Source organism: Streptomyces sp. AC627_RSS907, assembly GCF_019049165.1.
This window is the reverse complement of the sequence record NZ_JAGMUE010001354.1, coordinates 1-689: the sequence shown is the minus strand read 5'-3', so window position 1 is coordinate 689 and position 689 is coordinate 1. Positions and strand designations below refer to the sequence as shown.

Sequence of the window (689 nt, the reverse complement as noted above, 5' to 3'; positions counted from 1 at the left end):
GTGCACGCTCGTCGAGCACGATCAGATGGCGGAAGCCGCCGTGCGTCATGGCCTGGGCGGCCTCGGTCAGGGTCCAGCCGGGGGCGGCGAAGACCACGTCGGTCGTGGTGTGCGCGTGGGCGGTCTCGCGGTCGGGGTCCTGGCCGGCGCCGACCGAGACGAGGATGTCGCGCTCGGTGAGGATGCCGAGCCCGCTGGTGTCGGTGTCGAGCACGACGGCGGCGCCGACGCGGCGGGCCGCCATCAACTGGGCGGCCTGACGGAGGGTGTGGGCGGGGCCGATGGTGAGGACCACCGTGGTCATGGCGTCGCGGACGAGCGTGGGCATGGAGCCACCTCCTGAGGGGCCCGCTCGGCCGAGGGCACGGGAGGGTGCGACGAGAAAAGCTTCACAAGCGCACAAGCGGGCGGATTCTCATGTTCACATGAGGCGGCGGGCGCGACAAGGGATCGGGCGGGAGCACATGGAGCGCTCGGGCGGGCGCGGGGGAGGCGCCCGCGAGGAGCGGGTGGCGCGCGGGGGTTACTGGAGGTGCTTGAGGAGTTCGTCGTGGAGCAGGCTGTTGGAGGCGGCGGCGTCGCCGCTGTGCGGGCCGGGCTTGCCGTCGAGACCGGTGAACCGGCCGCCCGCCTCCTGCACGATGACCGCGTTGGCGGCCATGTCCCACAGGGACAGCTCCGGCTCGGCG

The 689-nt window shown here is 73.1% G+C and carries 2 protein-coding genes; both read right to left on the bottom strand.

The window, feature by feature from the left end; genetic code table 11:
• On the bottom strand, positions 1-328 hold a 328-nt coding region (locus KUM32_RS41890; protein WP_217146849.1), incomplete at its 3' end, for a cyclic nucleotide-binding/CBS domain-containing protein.
• Positions 329-523: 195 nt separating this feature from the next.
• A partial coding sequence (locus tag KUM32_RS41885; RefSeq protein ID WP_302185273.1) for an inositol monophosphatase family protein occupies positions 524-689 on the bottom strand: 166 nt, incomplete at its 5' end.